24 protein-coding genes and 1 tRNA gene are annotated in these 24,289 nt (G+C 34.3%); 12 read left to right on the top strand and 13 right to left on the bottom strand.

The window, feature by feature from the left end; all coding sequences use genetic code 11:
- Positions 1-112: 112 nt before the first annotated feature.
- Positions 113-694, bottom strand: a complete 582-nt coding sequence (locus Q0K76_RS03415; RefSeq protein WP_294611348.1) for a YigZ family protein — start codon at positions 692-694, stop codon at positions 113-115.
- Between the two features lie 53 nt (positions 695-747).
- Between Q0K76_RS03415 and nfi the strand changes: the two genes are divergently transcribed.
- Together nfi and Q0K76_RS03425 are read left to right on the top strand one after the other, a co-directional pair.
- Positions 748-1,419, top strand: coding sequence for a deoxyribonuclease V (gene nfi / locus Q0K76_RS03420; RefSeq protein WP_294611351.1), 672 nt, complete (start codon positions 748-750; stop codon positions 1,417-1,419).
- A complete protein-coding gene (locus tag Q0K76_RS03425; RefSeq protein WP_294611354.1) occupies positions 1,409-2,155 on the top strand; it encodes a methyltransferase in 747 nt (248 codons plus the stop codon). The genes nfi and Q0K76_RS03425 overlap by 11 nt, the downstream gene beginning before the upstream one ends.
- Positions 2,156-2,170: 15 nt before the next feature.
- Here the strand turns inward: Q0K76_RS03425 and Q0K76_RS03430 are convergent, their stop codons facing one another.
- The 3 genes from Q0K76_RS03430 to apt all read right to left on the bottom strand — a co-directional run bounded on the left by Q0K76_RS03430 (position 2,171) and on the right by apt (position 5,254).
- Positions 2,171-3,568 (bottom strand): basic amino acid/polyamine antiporter, encoded by a 1,398-nt coding sequence (locus Q0K76_RS03430; protein WP_294611356.1) that lies wholly within the window; start codon positions 3,566-3,568, stop codon positions 2,171-2,173.
- Positions 3,569-3,632: 64 nt separating this feature from the next.
- Positions 3,633-4,403: a dimethylargininase gene (ddaH, locus tag Q0K76_RS03435; protein ID WP_294611360.1), complete on the bottom strand. Its 771-nt coding sequence runs from the start codon at positions 4,401-4,403 to the stop codon at positions 3,633-3,635.
- A gap of 299 nt (positions 4,404-4,702) precedes the next feature.
- Positions 4,703-5,254, bottom strand: coding sequence for an adenine phosphoribosyltransferase (apt, locus tag Q0K76_RS03440; RefSeq protein WP_294611363.1), 552 nt, complete (start codon positions 5,252-5,254; stop codon positions 4,703-4,705).
- 308 nt (positions 5,255-5,562) lie between these two features.
- Between apt and Q0K76_RS03445 the strand changes: the two genes are divergently transcribed.
- From Q0K76_RS03445 to Q0K76_RS03455, 3 genes are read left to right on the top strand one after another with little or no spacing between them, the layout of a single operon-like run.
- The gene (locus Q0K76_RS03445; RefSeq protein ID WP_294611365.1) at positions 5,563-6,906 is read left to right on the top strand and encodes a VWA domain-containing protein; all 1,344 of its coding nucleotides are present in this window, start codon (positions 5,563-5,565) and stop codon (positions 6,904-6,906) included.
- Positions 6,907-6,909: 3 nt separating this feature from the next.
- A complete protein-coding gene (locus Q0K76_RS03450; protein WP_294611366.1) occupies positions 6,910-8,355 on the top strand; it encodes a HAMP domain-containing sensor histidine kinase in 1,446 nt (481 codons plus the stop codon).
- A 3-nt stretch (positions 8,356-8,358) separates the two neighbouring features.
- Positions 8,359-9,042, top strand: coding sequence for a response regulator transcription factor (locus Q0K76_RS03455; RefSeq protein ID WP_294611369.1), 684 nt, complete (start codon positions 8,359-8,361; stop codon positions 9,040-9,042).
- 77 nt (positions 9,043-9,119) lie between these two features.
- Here the strand turns inward: Q0K76_RS03455 and Q0K76_RS03460 are convergent, their stop codons facing one another.
- The 7 genes from Q0K76_RS03460 to Q0K76_RS03490 form a co-directional block, all read right to left on the bottom strand.
- Positions 9,120-10,181: a methylated-DNA--[protein]-cysteine S-methyltransferase gene (locus Q0K76_RS03460; protein ID WP_363322390.1), complete on the bottom strand. Its 1,062-nt coding sequence runs from the start codon at positions 10,179-10,181 to the stop codon at positions 9,120-9,122.
- Positions 10,182-10,768: 587 nt separating this feature from the next.
- Positions 10,769-11,515: an ABC transporter ATP-binding protein gene (locus tag Q0K76_RS03465; RefSeq protein ID WP_363322391.1), complete on the bottom strand. Its 747-nt coding sequence runs from the start codon at positions 11,513-11,515 to the stop codon at positions 10,769-10,771.
- Between the two features lie 24 nt (positions 11,516-11,539).
- Complete coding sequence (locus Q0K76_RS03470) at positions 11,540-12,364, bottom strand: ABC transporter ATP-binding protein (protein ID WP_363322392.1); 825 nt, start codon at positions 12,362-12,364, stop codon at positions 11,540-11,542.
- Between the two features lie 10 nt (positions 12,365-12,374).
- Positions 12,375-13,289 carry an ABC transporter permease gene (locus tag Q0K76_RS03475; protein WP_294611380.1) on the bottom strand — a complete coding sequence of 305 codons (915 nt, stop codon included), beginning with the start codon at positions 13,287-13,289 and terminating at the stop codon, positions 12,375-12,377.
- The gene (locus tag Q0K76_RS03480) at positions 13,286-14,311 is read right to left on the bottom strand and encodes an ABC transporter permease (RefSeq protein ID WP_363322393.1); all 1,026 of its coding nucleotides are present in this window, start codon (positions 14,309-14,311) and stop codon (positions 13,286-13,288) included. Before Q0K76_RS03480 ends, Q0K76_RS03475 begins: the two co-directional genes overlap by 4 nt.
- 68 nt (positions 14,312-14,379) lie before the next feature.
- Positions 14,380-15,981: an ABC transporter substrate-binding protein gene (locus Q0K76_RS03485; protein ID WP_363322388.1), complete on the bottom strand. Its 1,602-nt coding sequence runs from the start codon at positions 15,979-15,981 to the stop codon at positions 14,380-14,382.
- Between the two features lie 37 nt (positions 15,982-16,018).
- Positions 16,019-17,173 (bottom strand): mandelate racemase family protein, encoded by a 1,155-nt coding sequence (locus tag Q0K76_RS03490; protein WP_294611389.1) that lies wholly within the window; start codon positions 17,171-17,173, stop codon positions 16,019-16,021.
- A gap of 569 nt (positions 17,174-17,742) precedes the next feature.
- Here Q0K76_RS03490 and Q0K76_RS03495 point away from each other — a divergent pair.
- Entirely contained in the window at positions 17,743-18,390 is a 648-nt protein-coding gene (locus Q0K76_RS03495) for a YetF domain-containing protein (RefSeq protein WP_294611392.1), read from the top strand.
- A 101-nt stretch (positions 18,391-18,491) separates the two neighbouring features.
- Here the strand turns inward: Q0K76_RS03495 and ispE are convergent, their stop codons facing one another.
- Both ispE and lolB read right to left on the bottom strand, forming a co-directional pair.
- Positions 18,492-19,331, bottom strand: coding sequence for a 4-(cytidine 5'-diphospho)-2-C-methyl-D-erythritol kinase (gene ispE / locus Q0K76_RS03500; RefSeq protein WP_294611395.1), 840 nt, complete (start codon positions 19,329-19,331; stop codon positions 18,492-18,494).
- Between the two features lie 12 nt (positions 19,332-19,343).
- The gene (gene lolB, locus Q0K76_RS03505; protein WP_294611397.1) at positions 19,344-19,964 is read right to left on the bottom strand and encodes a lipoprotein insertase outer membrane protein LolB; all 621 of its coding nucleotides are present in this window, start codon (positions 19,962-19,964) and stop codon (positions 19,344-19,346) included.
- A gap of 175 nt (positions 19,965-20,139) precedes the next feature.
- Here lolB and hemA point away from each other — a divergent pair, with 175 nt between their 5' ends.
- The 6 genes from hemA (at position 20,140) to Q0K76_RS03535 (ending at position 23,977) form a co-directional block, all read left to right on the top strand.
- Positions 20,140-21,408, top strand: coding sequence for a glutamyl-tRNA reductase (gene hemA / locus Q0K76_RS03510; RefSeq protein ID WP_294611400.1), 1,269 nt, complete (start codon positions 20,140-20,142; stop codon positions 21,406-21,408).
- Positions 21,409-21,457: 49 nt separating this feature from the next.
- On the top strand, positions 21,458-21,697 hold the full coding sequence (locus Q0K76_RS03515) for a DUF1289 domain-containing protein (RefSeq protein ID WP_294611403.1): 240 nt from the start codon (positions 21,458-21,460) through the stop codon (positions 21,695-21,697).
- A gap of 116 nt (positions 21,698-21,813) precedes the next feature.
- Positions 21,814-22,056, top strand: coding sequence for a zinc ribbon domain-containing protein (locus tag Q0K76_RS03520; protein ID WP_294611406.1), 243 nt, complete (start codon positions 21,814-21,816; stop codon positions 22,054-22,056).
- A gap of 98 nt (positions 22,057-22,154) precedes the next feature.
- Positions 22,155-22,241 (top strand) — tRNA-Leu (locus Q0K76_RS03525).
- A gap of 349 nt (positions 22,242-22,590) precedes the next feature.
- Positions 22,591-23,148 carry a GyrI-like domain-containing protein gene (locus tag Q0K76_RS03530; RefSeq protein WP_294611409.1) on the top strand — a complete coding sequence of 186 codons (558 nt, stop codon included), beginning with the start codon at positions 22,591-22,593 and terminating at the stop codon, positions 23,146-23,148.
- 466 nt (positions 23,149-23,614) lie between these two features.
- Positions 23,615-23,977: a hypothetical protein gene (locus tag Q0K76_RS03535; protein WP_294611412.1), complete on the top strand. Its 363-nt coding sequence runs from the start codon at positions 23,615-23,617 to the stop codon at positions 23,975-23,977.
- The last annotated feature ends 312 nt before the right edge of the window (positions 23,978-24,289 follow it).

A 24,289-nucleotide genomic window follows, 5' to 3' on the forward strand; every position in this document is an offset into this window, starting at 1 on the left:
CACCTTATGAAGCCTTTTACTGACTGGATTCGCACTTAGATGTTGAATGTAGGGTATGTTTTATACTCAAACGTATGCCATTCCTGAAACATCTTTACAAAGTCGCTAGATTTTATAAACTTATCAATACTCGTCCGCGAGTAATATCACTGATATTTTTTTTAAGTAATAGTGATTTATCTTGAGTAATGGCAATATTAACCGTTACCCCTTCAGCGTCAAAATCCTGCTTCTCAATTACTGCATCTAACTCTTTAAGGCGATTTTCAATGATGGGCCATTCATTGTAATAACAATGAAATTGCAGTTGAATACGAGCAATAAGTTCGATTAATTCAGCTTGTTGTAAACAATGACTTGCCGAACCTCCGTAGGCGCGGATTAAGCCTCCGGTACCTAATTTTATACCACCAAAATAACGGGTGACAACCACGACAACTTGATCGCAGTCTTGTCCTTCAATTGCTGATAGAATGGGGCGACCAGCAGTACTGGTTGGCTCTCCATCATCATTAAAGCGATATTGTTGACCAATCTTCCAAGCCCAACAATTATGTGTAGCACCAACATCACTCACTTGGGTAATAAAAGCTGTTGCTTGTTCAGCAGTGTTAATTGGTGCTGCATTGACAACAAAACGGCTTTTTTTTATTTCTTCAGTAAGATCAATTGGATTTACTAATGTATATGGCATGCTAATTCTGTTAAAATCAATTATTGAAAATAATAATACTAAACAGAATCGAAATGTCTATCAATTTAGCACAATTAAAACAAACGCAATTATCGCTATCCCAACAGGTCAAATTAACCGATGATTTTAGTCAATCGATTCGCTTAATTGGGGGGACGGATGTTGGTTTTGAACAAGATGGTACCATCACACGAGCTGCAATAGTTATACTCAGCTATCCAGAGTTTAAAGTCGTTGACTATCAAATCGCCCGGATTGCTACCGAGTTCCCCTATATTCCTGGTTATTTATCATTTCGGGAATATCCAGCACTACTTGCTGCATGGCAACAAATTAAACAAAAGCCTGATTTATTATTGGTGGATGGGCAAGGCTTTGCACACCCAAGGCGATTAGGTATTGCTAGCCATCTAGGTTTGTTGCTAAATATGCCAACTATTGGGGTAGCGAAAAAACGACTTTGTGGCCAATATGCTCCTTTGGTTAAAGTAGCAGGCGAAGTTACGCCATTAGTTGATAAACAAGATCAAATTGGTTGGGTATTACAAAGCAAAAATAACTGTAATCCTTTATTTGTCTCAGCAGGGCATCGCGTTAGTCAAGATAGTGCTTTGCAATGGGTAAAGCAATGTTTACGCGGTTATCGTTTGCCTGAACCAACTCGTTGGGCTGATGCTATCGCCTCTAACAAGCCATTATTTAAGAAGTTTCTTAATGCCCAATAAGTCGACCGATCTAAAAAAAGGTGGCTTTACCTTTAAACGTTTTTTTGTGGCGCATGATAAAAGTCCCATGCAGGTAACCACCGATAGTTGTTTGCTAGGGGCATGGACACCACTAAATTCGGCACCTAAACGCATATTAGATATTGGCAGCGGATGTGGTGTTATTGCGTTAATGTTAGCGCAGCGATTGGAAAATAAAGATAGTTATATTGATGCTATTGATATTGATCCACATGCAGTCCTACAAAGTCAGCAAAATATTACTCACGCTCCTTTTGCTAGGGTGCATGCTTACCATGCAGATATTAATCAATTTGGTATTAATGAAGCCATGCATTACAATCTTATTGTCACCAATCCCCCTTATTTTGATGTAGCGGTGGATTGCCGCAGTTCGCAACGGCAATTGGCTCGTTACACTGAAAGTTTGAACTACCAACAATTAATTGATGCCGTTAAACGTTTATTAACACCAACAGGGTTATTTTGTTTAGTTTTACCTTATCATTTATCAGATCAATTTCAGTTACTATGTCAAGCTAATCAACTTTATTTACAGCAAATAATGAATGTTAGGTACAATGCCAATAAAGATTTTTCATTAACTTTAATGGCTTTTTCACTGCAAGCCAATAATAGTCCTTTTGAACAGCAACTTTGCATGCGTGATGATGATGGGCGTTATTCGCAAGATTTTAGAGAACTTTTAACGGATTTTTATCTTTTTCGCAAATAACGCCTAGTTGATAAACTATTGTGGGATAACATAAAAATATAAAACAGCCATAATTGCTAATCCAATGATAATTACAGCATAAATTTTGTCATGCAAATAGCTAAAAGCAGACAACGATCTTTGTTTTCTAGCATAAAGATAAAATATTAGCCCAACACTATAGAGAATCATTGACAGTAATAAATAGGACATTCCACCAGCATAAATCAGCCATAAACCATAAATGGAACCACAAGCCCCAATCATGATTAAATAGGCTTTTCCTCGCTGTATAGCTAATTTCAGAACAAATAGAGCCGATAATAAATAAGGTATAAGCACCATGGAAGTAGACAATTGTATTAGGGTGTTATAACCAGATTGGTAAAAATGTGCCAGAATAATTAATACACTAATTAAACCTGAAGTTAACCAAAGTGCGTTAGCTGGTGTGCTAGCTTTATTGAGCTTACCAAAGCAACGAGGCACAGTATGTTGCTTTCCTTGACCGCTTAAAAATAGCATTTCAGCCGCTAGCATTAACCATGACAATAATCCACCACTGACAGAGACAATTAAGCCAATATTAATCAATATTGCTCCCCATCGACCAACAACATGTTCAATTACTAAAGCCATAGAGGGATTTTTCATCGCAGCTAGTTCTTGTTGGGGCACAATGCCCAATGATAAAACAGAAACACAAATTAATAATAGACTGCTGATTGCAAAGCCAAAAAACGTTGCGCGGCTAATACTAAGAATATTCTTGGCTCTAGCCGCATAAACTGTGGCACTTTCAATACCTAAGTATACCCAAACAGTGTAAAGCATAGTGTGTTTTACTTGATCAATGATTGAACCTAATTGTGGTGTTCCCCAAAAATCAGTTTTAAAAGTTGAAACTTTAAAGGCTAGAATAATACAAACAATAAATAATCCAATGGGAACAATTTTGGCTAGGGTCACTAGACAATTTAATAAAAAAGCACGATAGATCCCTTTTAAAACAATAATATGTACTAGCCATAAAAAAATAAGCCCACCAATTACTGATTCAAAAGTCGTACCATCACCAAAAAAACTCAAACAATCAAATGAACCTAAGGCACTAAATAGGATGACTAAATAACTTGCACATGACATCCAGGCCGATATCCAATAGCCCCATGCCGCATTAAAGCCAATATAATCGCCAAAACCAGCACGGACATAACCATATAATCCATCATTAATTTTATAAAAACGAATTGATAAATATTGGAATATTCGGGTTAGCATTAACATGCCAAATAGGGTAATGATCCAGGCAATAATAATGGCGCCGGCCCCAGAACCTTCGGCCATGTTTTGTGGCAAACTGAAAATACCACTGCCAACAATGCTGCCCATGACTAAAAGTGTCAAAGGGAGTATGCCTAGTTTTTTTTTCATCGGTATATTCATAGTCGTTTCTTATTCTTTGATTTAGCGGTTATTAGGGTAAATTTACAACTAATTAAAATCGCAATGACATACAACTTACGCCACCATCAATTTTTCGATATTCTGAAGTATCGACCTCAATCACTTGATAACCTAATGCAGCAATTTTGGTTTTAGTGATAGGGTAACCAGATGGCATAATGACTCGATCATTGACCCAAATACAATTAGCCGCATAACTTTCTTGCTCGGGAATTTCAATAATATTAAGGTGTTGGAATTCAGGTTTAGTAATAAATTCACCCGCAGCCAGTAAATTATTATTTTCTAAATAAGCCAGTCCAGTTTTAAGATGCAATACCTTTTCCAACGTTACCACAGAACCTGTTAATCCATATTTTTCTAAAATGGCAATCATTTGCTTAGCACCCGCTTGATTGGTGCGCGCAGATAAGCCAATGTAATAATGGTTTTCAACCATCATAATATCACCGGCTTCGACTGTACCTGGAGCTGTGATCTTTTCGACTTTATTGGGGTAAAATCTTTCAATAGTATCACTAATGATTTCGGTTTCTGCTCGACGGCTTTCTGCCCCCGGTCTGGTGATAATGGCACAATGAGGGGTGCATAGCACCGCATCTTCAACAAAAACTGAATCAGGGAATCGTTCATCTGCAGGTAAAATAGTAATATCTACATCACATTGCTGTAGTGCCCGAATATAGTTGTTATGCTGATCTAATGCGGTGTGATAATTTGGTTTACCTAAGTTAGCAGAAGTTAATCCATTAATAAGTGATTTAGCTGGCGTTCTGGTAATAATGTGACTAAATTTTTTCATTTTCAAACCCTTTTAAATTAATAAATATGCGTTATTAATGAATAATAATTCACTTTATTGACTTAATCAAGTGTTAAAATGATTTTTTATGCATGTAAATGCTGTTGTTAATTCATAACGTTAGTTTAGTAATTTTAAAAAAGGACTAAAGGGCTTTAAACAAATGCGAAAAGGAAGTGAATATTAATGGTTATCTATAATAGAAGTAAGTTTGTGATGATTAAAAATCCAGAAAAAGGGATATATTGCTAATAGTGGAATGAAATAGGGCATAGATAGATTATGCCCCACATGAATGATTATTCGCCTTCGAAATCAACCAATGTAAAACAATCAATTCCCATATTAGTCAATTTTGTTTTACCTTGTAAATCAGGCAAATTGATAACAAATGCGGCATCTTTTGCTATACCACCTGCTTTATGTACTAGGTTCACTGTCGCGGCAACGGTACCGCCAGTAGCCAGTAAATCATCAATAATAAGAACGCGTTCTCCTGACTTAATTGCATCAGTATGAATCTCAAGACTATCAGTACCATATTCTAGTTGATATTCTTCTTTATATACGTTACGCGGTAACTTTTTCGGTTTGCGCACTGGTACAAAACCAACCCCTAAAGCGAGTGCTATTGGGGCTGCGAAGATAAAACCACGCGCTTCAGTACCAACAACTTTATCAATTTTTTTATCACGATAGTGCTCAATTAGCAGATCAACAGCGGTTTTAAATGCAATAGGATCTTCAAGTAAACTGGTTATGTCCCGAAACAAAATCCCTTCTTTTGGATAATTAGGGATGGTAACGATACTATTTTTTATTAACGTGAGTTTTTCTTGTAATTGATTCATTTTCAATAGTCTCAACTTATTTACTATAAGAGTGGCAATCTTTCATTATATACTGCTGCTATTTGCTGTTGCAATATGCAAACCAAAACATGGCGATAAAAGCAGCTAATTACTGGTATTTTGAGCATTAGGATTGTTAACCGCTAAATTGGTATTTGCTAAAATAGGTAAGGTGCTAGTTTAATTTTAACCATCATCTAGAGTATAATTCAGTTTTTTACAAACTTTTACAAATAAATACAATAATTAGACAGTTAAATTGGCAGAAAGAAGATAATTGAATAAACTTCATAACAAAGGATAATGCCATGAAATTTATAAAAACCTTAGCCATAGTCGGGCTATCTTTATTCAGTTTCTTTAGTCATGCCAAACCATCAGGACAAATTCAAATTCGATCTGAATTAGCTTCACCAATTATTCTTGAAAATAGTCAAGATAAAAACTATCTAAAAGTATCTTTAACTGGTGTTAAGTTTGAGTCAGACAAACGCATACCAATTAATCTAGCACTAGTTATTGACCGTTCCGGCTCAATGTCCGGTAATCGGATTGAAAAAGCTCGTGAAGCAGCCATCCTAGCCATTAATATGCTTAATGAAGATGATACTATCTCAGTAGTGGCTTTTGATAGTGATGCGGAAATCATTATTCCAGCAACTAAAGTGACCAACAAACAAAGACTAATTAATCAAATCAATAATAACGTAACAGCCAGAGGGGGAACGGCATTATTTGCTGGCTTAAGTAAAGGGATTAATCAAGTCAAAAAACAACTCTCTAAAGATAAAGTCAACCGCATTATTTTACTCTCTGATGGTCAAGCTAATGTTGGCCCATCCTCAGTTGGAGAACTGTCAGAACTAGCGGTCATAGCCGCAAAAAAAAATATTGCCATTACTACCTTCGGTATTGGTGCTGATTATAATGAAGTATTAATGTCAACCATTGCCAGTTATAGTGATGGTAATCATGTGTTTGTTGATAATACCTATGATCTGGAAAACGTGTTCGTACGAGAATTTAAAGATGTTATGTCTGTGGTTGCTCAAGATGTAGTAATTAATATTCAATTAAAAGATGGTGTTAAACCAGTACGTTTATTAGGTCGTGATGGTTCAATAAAAGATAATCAAGTTACTGTTAAAATGAATCAACTATACTCCAATCAAGAAAAATACCTTTTATTAGAAGTGATCCCAAGTAAAGGTAATACTGGAGAAGATAAAACCTTAGCGCAAATAGAATTAAAATATGATAATTTATTGACTAATGAAACCGAAAATGAAACGCAACAGGTTAAAATTGGCTACACCAATAAGCCAGAAGTAGTAAAAGACTCAGTTATTGAGGATGTGGTGGCAGAAACTGAAATCCAAAAAGTAACACTAGAGAACGAAAAAGCATTAGAAATGTATAATGCTGGTGATAAGGCAGCTGCGCAAAAAATGTTGGAAGATAATCGCAATAGACTCATGAGTATAGGTGCATCAATGAGTTCAGATTCATCAGAGGCAAAAGCTAGATTAAGTCAACAAGCTAGCAAAAATAAAGCCATGGCGGCTGCAATTGAAACAACTGATGAAAAAGTGTATCGTAAACAATCAACAGAAATGCAATATGATTCAAAACAAAGTAAAATACTAAAATAAACGATGAAAAAATTAGCAGCGATTTTCACGATTTTTATATTAATTTCCGTATTTAGCTATTTAGGTTGGCGCACCATTGAACATGAGGTAGTAATGCGTCAAACTCATGTCAAAATGTTAGCCGAAAGTCGGGGTAATAATATAAAATCAATGATTGAATCGCTGTTAAACCAGCGTAGTGTTTACCTTAATAAATTAGCGCAATTTATTAATGCCGATCAAGCTAAAGCAGATAATCTACAGCGAACGGAAAGCGATATAAAAAATATATTTATTATCAAAAACCATAAGCTTGCTTACCTTACTAATAACAGTGATTCACAATGGTCTAAAATCATTGATTCAATTCAATATGATAATTCTATTTTAATTAACAATAATACCCAATCGGAACAATATCGCCCCGAGTCGGGGTGGTATCAAGTTTATGATCATTTGATTTATTGGTCGACATTTTCCGGTACCATAGTTGGTTTTGAGATTTCTCAGATCAATTTTGCCTTAGAGGTGGTTAATTTATTCGATGATCAGTCACTAACCGATGATTTTACCTTATTTAATAATGACAAATTAATTTATACCCATGGCGATCAAAATGCCGATAATGTCATGTTTGTGCTTGACTACCCGTTACAAAATTGGCAATTAACCTATTATTATCAACAACCTAGTTTAGTTAACTTATATTTATTGGGTTGCGCGATTATTGTATTTTTGGTTATTGTGATTATTAGCCTCATCAGCTATTGGTACCGTGAATATACCAGGGCGTTACGGTTAGCTCGGCAACAAGTTAGCTTTGTGGGTCAGGTTTCGCATGAATTTAAAACCCCTTTAACTAACATCTCATTGTATTCGGAAATGCTAAAAGAGCATTTAAAAGACGAGCCGCCGCCCGTTGCTGATTATATCGAGGTGATTAGCAGTGAAAGTAAACGCTTAACGCGGTTAGTGCAAAATATACTCAGTTTTAATAAATCAGCTAAACTCAACATTAAACCGGTTAATTTAACTGAGTTAATCCAACAAATATATACTACCTTTAAACCGGTGTTAGCAACTAAGTCATTACAACTTAATTTGCTTTTAGATCAGCATAATCCATGCATTATTAATACTGATGCCGATAGTGTTATGCAAATTGTTAATAATTTCCTGAGTAATGCTGAAAAATATGCCGCACAGGGTAAGCAAGTTGATTTGTCACTTAATCACAAGGATTGTCAAGTCACCATTAGTGTGCGTGACTATGGTAATGGCATTGCCGATCACTTATTGAAACAAATTTTCAAACCATTTTACCGGATTAAATCATCAATAACTGAAGGGGTGTCCGGCACTGGCATTGGCTTAACTATCGCCAATCAATTAGCTGAACAATTACATGGCACCATTCAAGTGACCAATTGTCAGCCGGGTGTGGCTTTCACACTAGTTTTAACGGAGTAAACGATGAAAATTTTAATTGCCGAAGATGATCAACATATTCGTAAAGGCATGGCAATTTTGCTAGAACAAGAGGGTTACGCCATTATTGAGGCTGAAAATGGCCACATAGCCTTAGAACTATTTGCGCAACATCAGCCCGATTTTATTATCTTAGATATTATGATGCCGGAACTTGATGGCTATAGTGTTTGTCGTGAAATTCGTAAATTAAATGATGATGTACCTATCTTATTTTTATCAGCCAAAGATGAAGAAATTGATCGCGTAGTCGGGCTCGAACTGGGTGCTGATGATTTTATGAGTAAACCCTTTGGCGTGCACGAACTGCGAGCTCGAATTAAAGCCATTGCTAAGCGCTATTTAAAATCTCAAAGAGCAAATAAAACGGTGGATGAGTTTTTTGATTTTGGTGATCTAACAATTTACCCAATCGAACTATGTGCCAAACGCCACGATCAAGTCATCGAACTATCACTGCGTGAAATAAAAATCTTGGAGTGTTTGTACCAAAATAAAAACCAAGTGGTAACTCGCGACATGTTATTCGATTATGTGTGGGGCTATGATTATTCCCCCAATAGTCGTACCCTTGATCAACACATTTCTAAATTACGCAAACAAATTGAAATCGATCCTCTCAATCCGGTGTTGATCAAAACCATTCATGGAGTAGGGTATCGTTATTAAATTTCGATGCTTATGCAGCTAATTTACCCTAACCAAGATTTTTGGGGATTAGGTTATTTTATTCTATGTCAATACCATTACTTTTTAACTGCATATTGTTGTTCATGTTCAATTAACCAACGTTTACGTTCAAGCCCTCCACCATAGCCAATTAACTCACCATTAGAGCCAATTACACGGTGACAAGGTATTATAATGGCAACTCTATTAAAACCATTGGCACTAGCAACCGCACGCACTGCCAGTGGCTTATTTATTTTTTGTGCTTGTTGCTTATAGGTGGACAATTCACCAAAAGGAATTTGTCGTAAAGCCTGCCAAACTTGTTGTTGAAAATCGGTGCCGGGGGTGTGTAATTTAACTTGGAAAATGTGTCTTTTACCTTGAAAATATTCATTAATTTCTTGCTTGGCTTGCAAAATATGCTGGTTTTCGCCATAAATTATCTGCATATTAAGTAATTTTTGTAATTGTTGAAATTCAGTTTCCAACATGCGGCGATCAACAAATTCTAATAAACAGATCCCTTCATCAGTAGCAGCAATAAACATAGGTCCTAATGGCGTTGTTAATCGATTAATCACTATTACTGCTTTAGTAACACTGATGGAAGGTGCTGACTGCATGAGTTTTTTATAAGTATAGCCAAAACCACTTAAGGATGCATAACCACTATCAAAAGCCGTATCCATTATATTTTTACCGATCTTCAATTCTTGAAAGGCGTTATTTATGCGATACATTCGTTGATAGGCATGGAATGTAATGCCATAGTGTTTTTGAAACCAGCGGCGAATATTCTCTGGATTGATTTGTTGTTCTCGCAAATAACTATCAGATATTTTGGTTTTAGGATTTTGGTTAATAATGGTTATGGCCTTTATCACCTCTTTGGGGGCTTCATTGGAATTTTCGGTTGGTTTACATATTTTGCAAGGACGATAACCAGCATCAAGTGCCGCCTTAAAGGTGGTAAAAAATTCAACGTTTTCCAATTTGGGCTTTCTTGCTCGACAAGTAGCAATACAAAAAACCGAGGTAGTTTTAACGCCAACATAAAAAATACCAATATAGCGAGAATCTTTATCCAGTAAAGCTTGATAATAACGTTTAATTTTTTTGGGATCGTTAATTTGCATTGTTTTAATTTTATTCATGATTTTTTACTTTGAAAAATGTGACTATTAATTGAATTTAAACCGAGTTAAGGTTTTAACCATAAATACTAATTGCATATTAAACAAACCATAGTAACCATGCCAACCGAAAAATTGACAACTATTTAGGTTAATTATTTTTTTTAATTCGCTCCACGTATTTAAAAAATAGATGACTAAATCGAGCGATATAAAATTTCATATTAACTCATTTAAGTAACAAAAGTAGATTTGTTGAGATAGGTAATCCAAAATTAATTAATATAATTTTTCGGCACCAACTGATAGGGAGAAGGGAATAGTAAACTAATAAATTAGCAGTATTGGTAGTATTACTTTATTTCCTAAACAATTTAAATTAACACCAGTACCAAAGTAATTTTAGATCGGACCATAAAACGATTTTATGTATGTACGCTCTGCTTGTTAAAGCGAATTTAGATTGAGATACAATATAAACAGCTCTTGAAACAGTAGTAATTAAAATAGATTTAACCTGACAGATACTTAATAAAAACTGATAACTGTCAGATTAGATTATACAAAATATATTACCAATTTAAGGTTATTTATCTATGATATTCTCGGCTAGAATTTACTAACATTGTGGTATATTCATCTTTTTTACTATCAGATATAAGATCACTAACTGCTAGTGTCTCTATTATTTTTCCATATTGCATAACCGAAACTTTATGACATATATGAGAAACAACACCTAAATCATGGGTGACCATTAAATAAGTAAGTTTTTCTTGTTTTTGTAAATCGGATAATAAATTTAGAATTTCAGCTTGAACTGAAACATCTAATGCAGAAGTAGGTTCATCTAGTAGTAATACTCTAGGTTTTAATATTAATGATCTCGCAATAGCTATACGTTGTCGTTGACCTCCTGATAATTGGTGAGGATAACGATTGCGAAATGAAGTATCGAGTCCAACTTTTAATAATATTTCCTCGACACGATCATTACGGTTATTGATGTTGTGAATTTTTAATGGCTCGGTTAATATTGTATCAATTCGATGCCTTGGATGTAACGAACCATAAGGATCTTGAAAAACCATTTGCACTTTTTTACAATTTTCTTGATCTATTTTATGATTAAGTGGCTTTCCATCAAGGGATATTTCACCAGTCCAGTGGTTGAATAGGCCTGCGAGGCATTTTAAAACAGTTGTTTTTCCCGAACCTGACTCACCAACCAATCCATAAATTTCACCGTCACTTACCGATAAATTAATATCATGTAAAACTTGATTTTTTTTATTATCATGACCAAAAGTTAAGTTAAGATTTTTTATTTCAATCATATTTGACTTTGACATACTAACTCCTTAACTTACAAGCCAATTGGGATCTCTAACCAGTACAGGTAGCCTTTCCCTTTTGTTATCAATATCGGGGAGTGAATCTAATAATCCTTTAGTATAAGGATGTTGAGCATTTTCAAGCTCTCTTGCTGGAATTGATTCAACTATTCGGCCAGAATACATTACTAGAACTCTATCACAGAAGCTTCGTACCAAATTAATATCATGACTAATAAAAATCAGTCCTAGTCCTCGTTCTTTTACTAAATCATCCAACATATTTAGAACCTGTAATCTAACTGACACATCGAGTGCTGATGTAGGTTCATCGGCAATGATAATTTCAGGTTCAGTAATTAACATCATTGCTATCATAATTCTTTGACCTTGTCCTCCAGAAACTTCATGGGGGTACAAATGATAAACTCGTTGTGGATCACGAATTCTTACTTCATCTAAAATATCTAGTACTTTGCGTTTGGCTTCAGATTTAGATATTTTATTATGCTGTCGGTAAGATTCTGCAATCTGGTCACCCACTCGCATAAGTGGGTTGAGTGAATATTTAGGATCTTGCATAATCATAGAAATTCGCCGACCTCTAATTTTATGCATCATCTTATCGTTGGCATTGAGTAGGTCTACCTCTTTAAACTGAAGTTTATCGGCGGTGATAATGGCACTACTCGGGTGAAGTTTTAAAATAGCTCTTCCAATTGTTGATTTACCTGAACCAGATTCTCCCACGATGGCAAGTTTTTCTTTTTGCAAATTAAATGAGACACCTTTTACTGCATTGGTAATTTTTTTACCATTGATGAAATCAACCTTTAAGTTATCAACTTCCAATAGATTGGAATTATTCTGTTCTTGGGTCAAGTATGTCACGTAATCCATCTCCTAAAAAGTTAAATGCCAAACTATTGATAAATATAGCCATTCCTGGAAATGCAACTAACCACCAGCATTCGAGCATATATTTTCTTCCACTTGAAATCATTGCTCCCCACTCAGGTGTTGGAGGTTGAGAACCTAAACCAAGAAAACCAAGTGCTGCAGCAGTTAAGATAATGCTAGCCATATTCATCGTGATTCGAATTACAACTGAAGGTAAACACAATGGAATTATATGAAAAATTAGAATCCTTAATGAGGATGCGCCTTGCAACCTAACAGCTGAAATAAAATCTGCGTTCCTTATTGATAATGTTTCTGCTCTAGCTAAACGAGCGATAGGTGGCCAGGCGGTTAAAGTAATGGCAATAACAACATGCTCTAGGCCAGGCCCTAAGGCTGCAACAAAAGCTAATGCGAGCACAAGACTAGGAAAAGAAATGAATATATCAGTAATACGCATTAATATAGTATCGACCTTACCACCGAAGTAACCTGCAGTTACCCCTAAAATGAGCCCAATTGGACCAACAGTGATAGATACAAGCGTTACAATATAAAGAGTAATTCGCGAGCCATAAACTATGCAACTAAATTCATCTCTTCCGTATTCATCAGTACCAAACCAATGTAGGAAATTAGGTGCTTGTAAAGCATTGGCAAGATCTTGTTTTATAGGATCATGAGTGGCAATTAAAGGTGCAAAGATTGCCACAACGATTAAAAAAAGAATGATAAATAAGCCTATCGCAGTTAATGGGTTTTTTAAAAGTTGACTATAAATTGCATATAAGTTGCTAATAAGGTTGTTTGCTTTAGACCTAATTTTACCTGGAGTTATAGATACTTTTTTGGTTAATGATTGTGATTGAATATTCATGATGTTTTGGTCCTTGGGTCAAAGATTTGATAAAGCATATCTGATAGAATGTTAAGGACTAAAAAAATTAAACCTACTAATAATACACATCCCATAACAGCATTCAAATCCCCGAGTAATAAACTGCCTGTTAGAAATGAACCAAATCCAGGCCACGAAAATACTGTTTCAATTAATACCGCACCTTCTAATAAAGTTCCGTATGCTAATGCTATTATTGTAAGTAATTGAACCAAAATATTACGAAAAGCATGTTTCCATAGAATTTTAAATTCAGATAATCCTTTGACTTTGGCTGTAATAATATATTCTTGGGATAATTGTGCTAACATAAAGCTTCTAGTCATTCGGCTAATGTAGGCTAGAGAATGAAAACCAAGAATAGTAGCGGGTAATATTAAATGGCTAAATGCATTCTTAAAAATTTCTATATCACCTGCTAGTAATGAATCTATCAGTAGAAAACCTGTACGTTCTTCAACCATGCCGTCATAGGCTAAATCAATCCGACCAACGCCTCCAACCCAATCAAGCCATGAGTAAAATATCAATAACCCCATCATGCCGACCCAAAAGATAGGTGTTGAATATCCAACAAGACTAATGAAACGGACAACATAATCGGCAACTTTTCCTCTTCTTGCCGCGGCTAATACCCCTAAAGGCACGCCAATGCCTGCACCAACAATAATTGCTATAGTTGCTAATTCAAGTGTTGCAGGAAATACTCTGGCAATCTCAGATGATACGGCTCTACCGGTTAATAACGATAATCCAAGATCACCATGTAATAACGAAGTAAGATAATTAAAGAATTGTATCCATAGGGGCTTATCTAGTCCTAATTGTTGGTATACACGATCATAAGTACTTTGATCTGCTTCTGGACCAACAATAGATAGAACAGGGTCAATAGGCATGACTCTGCCTATAATAAATGTTAATAACAATAATCCAAATAAAGTTAAAATAATTTGAACTAACCGTTTTAATAACTTGGAGGCTTTGCCATTAGTATTCATCCAATTTGATATATGCATGCCCACTCCTATTTATATTGAATCACTAACATGAAATGATTTCTAAATATTTATCTCTTTTTTTCAACAAGATAATATCGTGTTGTTGCTGAAGGATGAGATTTATAATTTAGAATATCTTTTTGAACAGCTACAGAATCAATCATTTGTGAGATAGTAATTACTGCAGGAAAAAGTTCATCATAGTAGTTTTGAATATCTTTATATAATTGAGTTTGTTTGGTTTCATTGCGTTCAATCAAAGCAGTTTCAATCATTTTATTTAACTTATCATCATAAAATGATGACCGCCAACCAATGTAAGGAGTTAATTTTGCTTCATCACTATTATCTGGATTGTAGACCATTGAGCGTAAATTTGCATGAGGATGCGGTTCGACACCACCTCCGCCTCTACCAACAACAATATCAAAATTACGTTCTCTCATTGCTCCATAGATCTGATTGCCTGTTCCGGCAATCACTTTAGCCTTGATTCCTGCTTGTACTAAAGTTGCTTGAATAGTTGTAGCAATATCAATGAATGGAGTGTCAGATAACACTCTTATTGTCGTGTCGAAACCATCAGGATAACCCGCTTCAGAAAGCAATTTTTTGGCTTTTTCGACGTTTAATGTATAGCCTTGGTCGGGTAAGGTTGCTGGCATTCCTTTTTGAATAGGTCGTTGATGTAAGATACCAAATCCAGGCATAATAGTTGCATTAATACCTTGATAATCAATTAAATAGCGAATGGCTTCTCTAACTTTTGGATTGGCAAAATATTTATTTTTGTTGCTCAGTGCAACATAATACAAAGTTCCGCGTTGAACACTTTCAATGGTAATGTTAGGATTGTTCGACAAGGCTTTAATATCTGGAACTGACATACCAGAAGCTATATCAATATCACCTTTTTCCATCATTAAGCGTAATGATTGTGACTCAGTCATATGACGCATTATAATACGCTTCATTTTGGGTGTGCCTTTCCAATAATGCTCATTTCGAGCCATTATTAGCATATTTTTAGCTTCCCATTTAGTTAAATAGTACGCACCAGAACCTGCAGCATTCGTAGTCAACCATTTATTACCTAAATCATTATCTTGTTCATGTTTTAGGATCTCGTTTTTGTCCAAAATAGACATACTACCTAAAGCACCTATTGAATACATAACTAATTTAGGATCTGTAGCTTGGGGAAGGGTAATTTCAATAGTAAAATTATCAATAGATTTGACTAATTCAGATATATTTTTAGCTGAAAAACCATAGGTTTTCCAGAAAGTTGATTGAGATAAATTTAGTTTGAGTAGTCGTTCAATTGACCACACAACATCTTCAGCTGTTAATGGGTTTCCTGAATTAAATTTAACGTCATCACGAAGATGAAATGTGATTTTGCTGCTATCCTCACTAATATCCCAACTTTTTGCAATGGCCGGCAAAATTTTAGTTCTATCGGTAGCATCTAATTCAATCAAGGAATCGTATAAATTGGAAATAATACTTACTGTATCATTACTCGCCATTGCAGCGGGATCTATGGTGAATATATTATTCATACTCATCCCGATAATTAATTGATCTTTGGGGGTTTTTGAATAACTATTAGAGCTAAAAAGTATTAAAAAAATGAATAAAAACTTCAATAAATATTTTGATTCCATTGCCACACCTCATCCATAAAATAAAAAAATCATAAAACTATTCAACAGTAAGTGTATTTGTTGCAATATAGTTAAAATTAATATCTTCGCCTAAACCTGGAAGTGTTGGTAAGTGAACAAATCCATCTTCATCCATAGGGTCAACGATATTATTTAAGTAAGCAGGCGGTTCATCATAATTTAAAAACGGGTGTAGTAGGCCTCTTTCATACCATCGGCAATTTTTTATAGCTCCGATAACATTCAAGTTTGGTGCACCATTTCCATGTATTTCACAATCCATTCCAAAAGATTCAGCTAAAGCGGCAACTTTTAAACAAGGGGTAAGGCCGCCTGCACTATTTACTCCCGCCCGTAAAATATCACATGCTCCATGCTTGACCCAATCGGCTCTACTTAAATATTTACCTGATAAACTTTCCGGGCCAACAATATCTATATCCAAATTTTTGGATAACCATATATAAGAGTCCATACTTTGTTCTTCCATTGGTTCTTCAAACCATGTGAAGTTCAATTTTTGTAGTTCACGACCTATATAAATAGCATCACTTCTACTATACCAGTGGTATCCATCAATCATTAATGCTATATCAGGCCCTACAGCTTCTCTCACAGCTGCACAAGCTTTTACATCCATTATTGGACTCGGAGCGAAAGAAACTGGAGGCATCCATGTATGAATTTTGATTGCTTTATATCCTTTTAAAACTAGTTTTTCGGCAAAATCGCCATATTCATCTGGGGTTGATAAACCACCTTTTAATTCATCTCCACACATGGTACTTCCGTATGCGGGGACTTTTTCACGATAACCACCCAGTAACTTATGTACAGGCATATTTAGTTTTCGACCAATCAAATCCCAAATAGCTTGCTCTACAATTGCAATTGCTCTATCAGTTAATTGTTGTGCACTTCCTCTTTGCCAATGAACTAATTCATGCCATATTTTTTCACGATTAAATGGATTTTGGCCAATGAGGACCTTTTTAAAAAAGGAATCAACAATGTAAGGTCTAATAATTTCGGGAGCGACAAAAGCATAGCCTTGGGAATTATCATCAGCGGTTATTGTCAACATTGCCATTTTTGCTAATGATTCGTCCCCCGGATGAGAGTGACCTGCACTATCAGAACAACGTCTAGTTGGGTAAGTAAATGTAGTAACTTTTATTGACTCAATTCTCATTTATAATCACCTTTATTAATTAAATTTGCTTTAATATCACATTAAAGAAGGTGTTGTTACAATATTAAATCGTACATATTTTTGCCCATTTTTATTCAAAAATTAGGGCAGTTACACATTATTGAAAGATATAGATCACACTTTAATAAATAATTGAGCAGGAGGTGTTCATCATTATGATATTTAATTAGTATTACAAAGCGAGGCTTTCCATTTTGGAAGTTCAATCAAACCTTTTTACCTAACCAGTATATTTGGCAATTAAGGATTTAATTGAGAAATTATTCTATTAATCATTATGGTAGAGTCTGGCAGTGAGCGATTAATTAATATAATCAATAAATGCCTGCCAACTTCAAATAAAGAACAAATCACGGTGAGATGGGGGGTATTATGAGCCACTAAAATTAAGCAACAAATCAGACATTTTTTGGCGATTAAATCAGGTATTTTTTATATAACAAGACAAACTATTTACAAACAGGTATGATTACTTCCTATTATGTAAATTCCCATTTCCTCCTTTTTTAACAATTAAGTATCAATAATATTATTGGAGTAATACTAAAATGAATTATTACGATTTTTTGGTTATTGCGTTGAAATTATTGGTTGTATTTATTTGTATTATTTTATTTTTGAAAATAACAGGAAAAACCTCATTATCACAGATGTCCAGCATTGATTTTATTGGTAATATGATTTTAGGTGGTATAGCTGGAGGCATAATTTATAATCCTAAATTGACGGTATTGGATTTTTTAGTGGTAATAGTGATATGGACCATTATTATGTATACCTCAAATTATTTAAAACAAAAAAGTCAAAATGCCAAGGCATTTATTGTTGGTAATCCGATTATACTAATGGATAAAGGGAAATTAAAATTAGATGCTTTTGCCTCTATTAATATGGATATTTCAAGTTTTGCTGTATTACTAAGAATGAAAAATATTTTTACCATCAATACCGTTGACAAAGCCATACTTGAGCCTAATGGACAATTAACCGTAGTTAAGAAAGGGGATAAAGATATCTCAGTAATAGTGCTAGAAGATGAAAAACCGTTAACTGATGTTTTAGAAAATATGGGTAAAGATGAGGTCTGGTTGAAGTCTGAATTGTCAGCACAAGGTTATCATTCTTATGAAGGTTTATATTGTGTGGAATACTATGATCAGCGTTTATTTGTTATACCCAGTGAATCAGTCAATTAATTAATTGATTAGATTTTAGTATGATTGCCTGCGGTTATTATTCTCAATTATGAGTTTACCTAACCCAAAGCAAGGCCGGTAAACTCAAAACAACCATCTATTTAACTGGTATAAAGTGGCGATTTATTTAGCGATTTGGCAATAATGCTCGGTATCGACATCGCAGCAAGTTGGGCTTGCATGGCTTGGGCTTGTTGTTGCGATTCACATTGGCTAAACACACACGCCCCAGTTCCGGTTAAGCGAGTTGGAGCAAATTGTGAAAGCTGGCTAATGATTTTATCAATTTCAGGATAACGTTTGCGCACCACACTTTCACAATCATTGTAGTGCTCATTAAACGGTATCGCCATTAAATCATCGACAGTTCGAACTGCTGAGTTGCGGTTAAGTTCAGAATCATTAAAAACTATTGCCGTTGAAATTTCGATATTAGGGCAGGTGACTAAGTACCAATGTTCTGGCAGCGTTAATGCTTGAAATTGATCACCAATACCTTGCGCGAAAGATGCATGTCCGTAAATAAAAATAGGTACATCAGCACCGATTTCTCTGCCTATATCCATTAATTCTTGAGTTGGCAGATTAAGTTGCCATAGCTGGTTAAGCGCAACTAATACTGTTGCGGCATTGGATGATGCTCCGCCAAGCCCTCCACCCATCGGGATTTTTTTTTCAATAGTGATATCAACACCCAAATCTTGTCTACCGGTATAGCCTTTCAATTTCTCTGCAGCAATAACCATCAAATTTTTGGATGGAGGAATATTTTTAAATGTCGTTAATAAGTGGATTTGATTATCCTGACGAACGTTAAATTTCAACTCATCGCAATAATTGATGAATTGAAACAACGTTTGTAAATTATGATAATTATCGGCACGGCGACCGGTAATATATAAAAATAAATTCAATTTAGCCGGTGCAAACCATTGTTTCATGACTGATTCCTATTACCGCAATACCCAGTTATCAATCTTCAACCGTATGCGTTGGTCACCATGCGTTAGTTCAATTATAGACGGTAAATCAATATTTTTATGTTTATAATTACGCGTCAGGTAATTGTTAATTTTTAAATTCCATTTATTATTGTTTTGCATAAATTCTGAAGCCACTAATCTGCCTGAACTATCCAATTTGTCGGCATTAACATCATCTGAAAATCCTTTTAACCAATTATGTAACGAATCCAGAGGAATATTAATGTTTGAGATCTTACTCATTAAACTTTCAACATTGGTGTCAGTATAACTTTTGCCGTTTTTATCAATAAGTTCAGCATAATTATTACTAGCTTTTAGCGTTAAGATGTTGGTTCCCACTGGGGTGCTCAATTTAATTTCGTAGTTATCAGCCGATTGTTGAATAATTAAAAAGCGACCATAATTACGCGAGTTATCACTAAAATAAGCTATACTACCATTAACTTGGAATACATTAACTTGTTTGAGATCTTGTTGGTGAATTAGCCATTGTTGTTGAATTGAGTTGGTGTTTTTTATTTTATCTGTTTGACAGGCAACTAGTAAGAGTGGCAAGGTTACTAATAAAATGTATTTGATTTTAGACATATAATGACTCTTAATTTGTTCAAGAACAATTGAATACGGCATTATAACTGATAATTAACAGAATAGAAAAAGTTACTGTAAATTAACCTTACATTATTTTTTATGTATAATATTGGCACTTGGACGCTTAATAAAATAGTTATATTAAACAAAATTCTTAATAAGAAGTAATACAATGTCAATCTCAATATTAGGTGTTAATTACAAAACAGCGCCAGTTGCTATCAGGGAGAAAATTGCTTTCCCTAACGAAATTGTTGCTAAGGCACTCTATAGTTTATACCAACATCCTCTAGTTGATGGTTGTGTTATTTTGTCTACCTGTAACCGAACAGAGATCTATGTAAGTTACCAACACGCAACTGATTACCTACGGTTAAAACAATCGGTCAAAAATTGGTTAGCCCAGTATCATCATTTTGATCTACAGTTTTATCAAGATTGTTTTTATTGGTATGAGGGGCAAGAGGCAGTCGAACATCTTATGTCTGTTGCCAGTGGCATAGATTCAATGATTATAGGTGAACCGCAAATTTTAGGTCAAGTTAAACAAGCATATCAATTTGCTCAAAAAAATGCTTGTTTATCAATTGAATTAGCCAAATTATTTCAAAAAATATTTCATGTTGCTAAACTCGTCCGAACTAAAACCAACATAGGTGAAAATACAGCTTCAGTTGCTTATGCTACATGCTTAACTGCTAGACAACTATTTACTGATACTAAACAATTAAATGTAATGTTAGTCGGCGCAGGGGAGATGATTGAATTAATTTCACGGTACCTAAAACCACACGGCTTTAATCATGTAATTGTTGCTAATCGTACTCGAGAAAAGGCATTAAAATTGGCATCATTAAATAATGCTGAAATCATTTCGTTACCAGATATTGCTAATCGGCTTAATGAAGTTGATATTGTTATCAGTTCAACCGCAAGTCCATTACCGATTATTGGCAAAGGGTTGGTTGAACGAACTATGCAAGCTAGAAATAATAAGAAAATGTTATTTATTGATTTAGCCGTACCGCGTGATGTTGAAGCGGAAATTGATAAATTAGATAACGTTTACCTGTATACTATTGATGATTTACACAAAACGGTGGCTAAAAATCTCGAACAACGAGCAATAGCAGCTAGTCAGGCACAATATATCATTCAGGAACAAGCTGAACATTTTATTGATTGGCTCAAATCTCGTAATGCAGTGGCTTTTATTAAACAATATCGTAGTAATGCTGAAACTATTAAACATCAATTAGAACTTAAAGCTTTAAATGCCATCAATCAAGGTGCGAATATAAATGAAGTTTTTGCCGAATTTTCACATAAGCTAACTCATAAATTAATTCATGCTCCGACTCAAACACTACTGCAAGCTGCAACGCACAATTGTGATGATTGTTTTGAAATATTAAGTAAAGGATTAGGTTTAAAAAAATAAAAACGAATAAGTTATGCGTTCATTAAAAGGAAAGTAACGATTGGATCAGATGGAGCTTTTTGATATTCAAAGTCCTTGTCAACGTGTTTGTGAAACAGATAAACGAGGATACTGTTGTAAGTGTTATCGCTCACGAGAAGAGAGATTTAATTGGTTAACATTTTCTGATGCTCAAAAACGCAGAATATTATATTTATGTAAACTACGAATGTTAAGGCGTGGCTATTTGCAAAAACAAAAAAAGCAACAATCCAATCAAGTAGCAATGCAAATTGATTTAAACTTCTAATTTAATCTTCCAGCTTTACAAGGATACTTGTAATCAAACTTAACACGGAGTAGCATTTTCCATATTAGTTGTGACACATAATTAATTGTCTATATTAATTAAATGAGATTAAAACTATGAAAATGTGCATCGCATGTGGTATGCCTATGACCGCTATTGGTGATTATCCATTACATGATATATCTAAGAATTATTGTAAGCATTGTGCTCATAAAGATGGCACAATGAAAACATTTGAAGAAAAATGGCAAGAATTAACCTTGCATTATGTTAATCATCATAATATTGATTATGCTATAGCTAAAGAAACAGCTTGTACTATTCTCAAAAAATTACCGGCTTGGAAACGTAAATGGTAGTGGAATTTTTAGGCAACTAAAGCAATTTATTATAATATCAGTTGCAGATATTTTAGAGCTTAGTATAATGCCAACGTTTACTTATTTACACTTCAAATGCCAGTGTGGCGAAATTGGTAGACGCAGCGGATTCAAAATCCGCCGCCCTTAAAAGCGTGTCGGTTCGAGTCCGACCACTGGCACCACATAAATATCAATTAATTCAATGAAATAGATTGTTCGTTTGTTATTGAACCGCATGCTCGGCGATTGGTAGAAGATTCTGAGACGTTAGCTTAACCCTTTTTTTAGTGACTTTTTTATAATATTGATTATTATTAATTAATTTTGATGTAATAAAAAAGGGTTATTTTTGGATAATTGATTAATTTTCATTTATAACAATGTGTTATGTTTGATATAATCTAGATTACCGCCGCATAGGCTGATATACCACCTTCGAGTGGTTTTTATTGTGTAAATTATCTAAGTAGTATAATCTTATTTAATAATGAAAGAATGATATAAACAATTATTTAATATTAAGGGTGTTTTATGGATGAAATTAATATGCATGAAGGATTAGATTATAAGATAAAGGAAGGAATACCAACAATCGGTAATATGCCAACACAAAAAGTGGTTTCTATTAATGTTGTTGGAGATCCAAATACAGAAACTAGCAAACTCATGAAGCCGTTATATACAGCCGCATATGGAGTGAGGAAGATATACAAAGCAAACGGACGTGTTTTTAAAGTAGACAAATTAAGAGGTCGTTGGCCACAAATTAACATAACCAAAAGCAAAAGCGATTGGATCGGAACTTATGCATTACCGTTACCAAATGATGTTGCTAAACTACCTACTAGCGATCAAGATATAAATAATTTAAGACTAGAAGAATGGAAATATGGGAAAGTTGCCTATATTCTGCATGTTGGATCTTATACAAATGAAGACAAAACAATAAAAATTTTATTGGATTATATTTCTTCAAATGGAATGAAAATAATTGAAAATAGTCATGAGGAAATATATCTATCTGATCCAACCAAAACAGATATAAACAAATTAAAGACAATTATTTTATATCGTATTGATCCAGCCTAAATTTTATATTGACTATTTATTTTTTATCGAATCACATAACAACCCGCCAAATGCGGGTTTTTTATTATCAGTTATCTTCATTATGAATATCTTTAATATCATAATCACCTGATTCAATCATATCTTGAACAGTTAACAAAATAGCTTCAGTATTGAATTTGGCTACTAGATACCACATCATATAACCAGTAGTTGTTTAGCACTTTAGTTAGTATTAGCATGATATTTTCACCAAGAGTAATTGCACGCTAAATAATCAGCGTAAGAATATTCGTAAAATTAATAGGATAGGGTGGATATCAAACGAGTTATTAACAGGTTTGGGGGATAAAAAATTGATTCAATAAACGCTCTATTTTGTACTCTGAGATAGTGAAATTTATTTCATTTTTAATTTTTTAACTTTCAGAAATAATATTAAAAATGTATTATTAATAAAAACCTACAACCAAGAGAGGGAATTCTTATGTTGAAAAAAATAATAGTAGTCTCGATGTTATTTTCTACTGCTGCACACGCTAAATTTATTCATCCTATGGACTTTGACGGTTCAGAAGCTCAAAAGCAAGAAGTTATTGAATATATTAAAGCTAATGTAAAAAAAGATTATTGTGATCAATTAGGTATATGCCAAGCATACGATTTAAGAATGATGGAGCAAGAAAATTTAAATGCTTTTAAAAAAGCTACTAAGGCCAAAAATAGAAAAATAATGGATCAGGTCATTAACGATTATTGTAATAGTGTTTTAGATATCTGTGATTATAGCGACATACAAATGATGTATGAAGAAAACATTAAAGCTGACAATGAGGAATTGTCTTGGTAGATGTTTCATAATATAACTTGCAATGAAACCTGCTACATAAGCGGGTATGTTTATAATTAATTGAATTTTAAAAATGAATATCGTCATCTATAAAATCTTTGGACTTAGTTTGTGTTGATGGTTTAACTTAGTTCGATTGTGGCTCTCTTTACTTCCCATTAACTAATATTTGAAAATCATCACCATTTAACGGCTTAACTACGATATCGGTAGTGTAATGTTTTGTGCGGTTTGTAACTATCCCCCCTAAAATAGTACAGCAAACAACAGATAATTGTTAGTGAAAGTATTCACATTGATATTTGCTAAAAT

This window comes from uncultured Gilliamella sp. (genome assembly GCA_945271295.1).
Lineage (GTDB): Bacteria > Pseudomonadota > Gammaproteobacteria > Enterobacterales > Orbaceae > Gilliamella.